This window comes from bacterium, from assembly GCA_030654305.1.
Lineage (GTDB): Bacteria > Krumholzibacteriota > Krumholzibacteriia > LZORAL124-64-63 > LZORAL124-64-63 > PNOJ01.
Map to the genome: position 1 here is coordinate 1 of JAURXS010000331.1, position 4,222 is coordinate 4,222.

The following is a 4,222-nucleotide window of genomic DNA, read 5'->3' on the forward strand; positions in this document are numbered from 1 at the left end:
TGACCGCGCTCTGGACGCCGTAGGACATCAGCGTGAACAGGAAGGCCAGCGACGCCTCGATCATGCCGATCACGCCGTAGCCCACGTCCTGCAGGACGTGGGCGTAGAACGGCAGCAGGAAGAAGCTGATCATCTTCCCGGTGACGGCCGCCAGGGTGTAGACCCAGGCGTGCTTGAAGGTGGAGCGGGTCGTCGTCATGCGGCTCCGAGCGGTGCGAGGTCGCGCCCGGGCGGGGCGTCGCGCAGGAACTGGCCGTGCCAGACCACCGTCGTGTAGACCTGGGCCAGGGCGTGGAAGTGCCAGTCGGCGCCGCGGGCCAGCTCGGCGCGCAGGACGTCGACGCCGGCCTGGTCGAACCAGTCGCAGCCGGTGGCGCGCACGTCGGACAGCACCCCGTCGAACTCGCGGCGGAACTCCCGGTTGCGGCGCAGCCAGGCGGGGCGGTCGTTGTAGGCGTGGCGGTCGCGGACGTTGATCAGGCCGCGGGTCAGCCGGCGCACCCGCCGGTTCAGCTGCAGCAGGCGCCGGCGGCGCTCGACCGTGCGTCGCACGGCCTCCGGCGAGGCGAACAGGTCGTGGCCGGTGCGGCTCCAGGGCACGCGCGCCAGCGCGGTCAGTCGCGTGCGGTAGAGGTCGAGGTACAGCTCGTTCTCGAACTTCGCGCGCAGCGGCAGCCGCAGCCAGAAGTCGAAGAGGTCCTCGTCCACGAACGGCAGCAGGTCGTGGAAGAAGAACTTGTGCACGTCCACCGAGGCCTGCATGCGGCGGCCGAGGTTGAAGTGCATGTGCAGCATCTTCTGGTCGCCGAACAGCGGCGCGTGGCGCCAGTCGGCGAACGCGTCCCAGACCTGCTCGCGGGCCAGCCGGCGCAGCTCCTCGGCGGCGTCCGGCCGCATGATCGCGGCGAAGCCGGCGCTGCCCGAGGCGACGCCCGAGAAGTCCAGCACGCGGCGGCGCAGCTCATCCTCGTCCGTGATCGTCCGCAGGTCGTCCTCGCCGCAGAAGTGCCCGGTGCCGATGGACAGGTACGGGCCCAGGATCCCGTTGCAGAAGGGGACCGGACCGTCGCCGAGGGCCTCGCTGATGCCGATCAGCGTGGCGTTGCGCAGGTTCATCTGCCCGTCGTTGAGCCACACCGCGCGGCGCGCGTGGCGGCCCGCCCAGGCGGGGTCGATCTCGATCAGGCGGTGGCGGTCGCGCAGGCCCAGGACCTCGGCGGTCCGGCGCGCGATCGCGACCTCGCTGCAGTCGGGCTGACCGTGGGTGAACAGGTCCAGGCCGGCCCGGTCCTTCACCTGGTGCAGCAGCATCCGGGAGTCCAGGCCGCCGGACAGGGCGACCACGAGGCGCCCGTCGTAGCCCGCGGGCAGGCGTTTGGCCGAGGCGCGGGCGTACAGGGCCTCGGCCTCGTCGAGCACGTCGTCGCGGGGGCGGCCCTCTTCGGGGCGGGGCTCCGCGCGCCAGCGCCGCGTGACCGTCACGCCGCGGCCGTCCCAGACGACGCGCTCGGCCGGACCGAGCATGGTCACGCCCTGCAGCAGCGTGGCGCGCCCGTAGGGGCACTCCTTGGCCAGGAAGGTGGCCGCCGAAGCGGTGTCGACGCGGCGCGGCAGGCCGTGCCAGGCCAGGAAGGCCTTCAGCTCGGGGCCGAAGAGGAACACCTCGGCGTCGGCGTACCAGTAGAGGTGGGCGAAGCCGAGCTTGTCGTTCAGCAGCTGGACGCGCCCGTCGCGGCGGTCGGCGACCACGAGGTTGAAGTGGCCGCCGACGCGGTCGATGAAGTCGTCGCCGTCGGCGAGGTAGAGGTCGAGCAGGCGGCGCGCGAGGCCGGGCGTGTCGTCGGACAGCGGGACGCCGTCGATCGTGATGGCCGTGCCGTCGACCAGCAGCAGCGCCTGCGGGGTCTCGGCCAGGCGGTCCGCCTCGCGGAACCAGGGGCTGGTCGAGGTCGCGCCCAGGGCGCGCGGGCCGTCCCGGCGCAGCAGGGTGCGGTACCAGTCGCGGTGCCGCAGCAGGTCCAGCATGGCGTCGGCGACGGGCGCCGGGTCGCGGTCGGGCCGCGCGGCGACGGCCCCGAAGATCCCTGGCATATGGGTGACGGCTCCTTCCGGGTCGGTCCGCGGGACGGCACGCAGGATAGCACAGCGGGCGCGGGGCGCCAGGAAGGAAAGACCGAGCCGCCACCTACCCTTGCCCGTCGCCTATTGGCGGGTTATCGTGCGTCGGAGCCCGAACTGGAGGGGGAACCGCGATGTCGAGCCAGCCGTCCCGCGACCTGCAGACGTTCCCGAACCCCCAGCCGGGCCGGGACTACGAGATCGTCTTCGACTGCCCCGAGTTCACCTGCCTGTGCCCGCTGACCGGCCAGCCCGACTTCGCCCACCTGCGGATCCGCTACGTGCCGGACGCCCTCTGCGTCGAGTTGAAGTCCCTGAAGCTCTACCTCTGGTCCTACCGCAACGAGGGCGCCTTCCACGAGAAGGTCACCAACGCCATCGCCGACGACCTGGTCGCCCTGCTAAAGCCCCGCTATCTGGAGATCGACGCCAAGTGGTTCGTGCGCGGCGGCATCACCACCTACGTGCGCGCCGAGCACCGCTCCCCCGCCTGGACCGGCAGCATCCCGGAGGCCCGCGCGTCCTGGTGAGGGGCGCGAAGCGGCGTCAGTTCACCGGGCCGAGGTAGCGGTAGATGGCGATCCAGTGGCTGGCGCTGCCCGCGAGCACGAACAGGTGCCAGATCGCGTGGTGGTAGGGCAGCTTCTTCCAGAGGTAGAAGGCCGTGCCGCCCGTGTAGAAGAGGCCGCCGACGAGGAGCCAGACCAACCCGCCGGCGGGCACGGTCGCCAGCATCGGCTTCAAGGTGATCACCGCGAGCCAGCCCATCCCGACGTACAGCAGGGTCGAGACGACGCGGAAGCGGCCGGCGTGCATCGACTTGAAGACCACGCCGACGACCGCCAACCCCCAGATGACCCCGAACATGCTCCAGCCCCAGCCGCCGCGCAGGCTCACCAGCAGGAACGGCGTGTAGGTGCCGGCGATCAGCAGGTAGATGGCGGCGTGGTCGAGCGAGCGGAAGACGCGCTTGGCGCGCCGGGGGATCATGGCGTGATAGAGGCAGGAGACCGTGTACAGCAGCACCAGGGTCGCGCCGAAGACGGCGAAGCTGACCATGCGCCAGGGGTCGCCCGACGCGTTGGCGCGCACGGCCAGCAACACCAGACCCACGGCGGCCAGCGCGGCGCCGACGCCGTGGGTGACGCTGTTGGCGATCTCCTCGCCGCGGGTGTAGTGGTGGCGCGGCTGCGGCGACTCGCTGAGCATGTCGGCTCCTGGCGTGACCACCGCCGATCGTCGGGACCGGCGGTGACGAAATTCACAACTCACTTCCGGTATGCAAGATACGCCATTCCGGGGCGACGGCAACCTCGACTCTGATTATGTTTTATCAACACTATTCCGATCCCGGGGAAGGCGTGCTAGGATCCGGGTCGCCGATCCTCGACGCCATGATCACGACCCTCATCCGCGGGAGTTCGTCATGAAGATCCTCGCCTGGTTCCTGGTTGGCAGCCTGACGTTGCTGGTCGCCTGTTCGGGCGACGATCCGGCCGCGCCCGACACGGCCACCCCCGAGGAGATCGAGCAGATCCTCGAGGACGCGGGCCTGCTCGCGCCGCTGGCCGAGGAACAGGACGAGATCAGCGACACCTGGAACGAAGAGGACGGCGGCTACCGCTACACCTACGAGGTCCACGACGTCGTGGACAACATCGAGAGCATCGCGTTCCTGGGGCTCAACGACGACGTCATCTGGCCCGGCAGCCTGATCCGCGGCAACCAGGCCCACCAGTTCGTCTACGTGCCGGTCACCGTGGCCCGCGCGCCCATCACCCTGTCGGCCTCCCTCGAAGGCTCCTCGACCCCCGGCGAGCTCAGCCGCGTCATCGCCGACCCGCGCCTGTCCACGGTGCGCCAGGGCATCTCCGACCTGCTGGAAACGGCCGTCGGCGAGGACACCCACGTCCCGGCGCGCGTCGAGTTCACGATGGACCAGGTCCACAGCGAGTCGCAGATGAACCTCTTTGTGGGCGCGGACATCTCCTACGGGGCCGGCTCGCTGAGCACCGCCTTCGACTGGGACACCGGCTCGACCACCAACAAGATCATGGCCAAGTACATGCAGATCTACTACACGATCGACATGGACACGCCGTCC

The 4,222-nt window shown here is 70.3% G+C and carries 5 protein-coding genes; 2 read left to right on the forward strand and 3 right to left on the reverse strand.

The genetic code is table 11. From position 1 onward, the window contains the following. Nucleotides 1-199 (reverse strand): hypothetical protein (locus Q7W29_09570; GenBank protein MDO9172067.1); only part of this gene is annotated, 199 nt, incomplete at its 3' end. After that, nucleotides 196-2,091 carry an asparagine synthase-related protein gene (locus tag Q7W29_09575; protein ID MDO9172068.1) on the reverse strand — a complete coding sequence of 632 codons (1,896 nt, stop codon included), beginning with the start codon at nt 2,089-2,091 and terminating at the stop codon, nt 196-198. The genes Q7W29_09570 and Q7W29_09575, both read right to left, overlap by 4 nt. Nucleotides 2,092-2,252: 161 nt before the next feature. On the opposite strand from Q7W29_09575, the gene queF reads away from it, so the two are divergent. Then, nucleotides 2,253-2,648, forward strand: a complete 396-nt coding sequence (gene queF, locus Q7W29_09580) for a preQ(1) synthase (protein ID MDO9172069.1) — start codon at nt 2,253-2,255, stop codon at nt 2,646-2,648. A 16-nt stretch (nt 2,649-2,664) separates the two neighbouring features. Here queF and Q7W29_09585 read toward each other — a convergent pair whose 3' ends face one another. Then, nucleotides 2,665-3,327, reverse strand: coding sequence for a hemolysin III family protein (locus tag Q7W29_09585; protein MDO9172070.1), 663 nt, complete (start codon nt 3,325-3,327; stop codon nt 2,665-2,667). A gap of 217 nt (nt 3,328-3,544) precedes the next feature. On the opposite strand from Q7W29_09585, the gene Q7W29_09590 reads away from it, so the two are divergent. Further along, nucleotides 3,545-4,222: thiol-activated cytolysin family protein (locus tag Q7W29_09590; GenBank protein ID MDO9172071.1), on the forward strand; the 678-nt coding region annotated here is incomplete at its 3' end.

What these genes read in the sequence shown, in the direction of transcription:
- Q7W29_09575 (MDO9172068.1), bottom strand. Translation starts at nt 2,091, where the DNA reads ATGCCAGGGATCTTCGGGGCCGTCGCCGCGCGGCCCGACCGCGACCCG.
- queF (MDO9172069.1), top strand. Translation starts at nt 2,253, where the DNA reads ATGTCGAGCCAGCCGTCCCGCGACCTGCAGACGTTCCCGAACCCCCAG.
- Q7W29_09585 (MDO9172070.1), bottom strand. Translation starts at nt 3,327, where the DNA reads ATGCTCAGCGAGTCGCCGCAGCCGCGCCACCACTACACCCGCGGCGAG.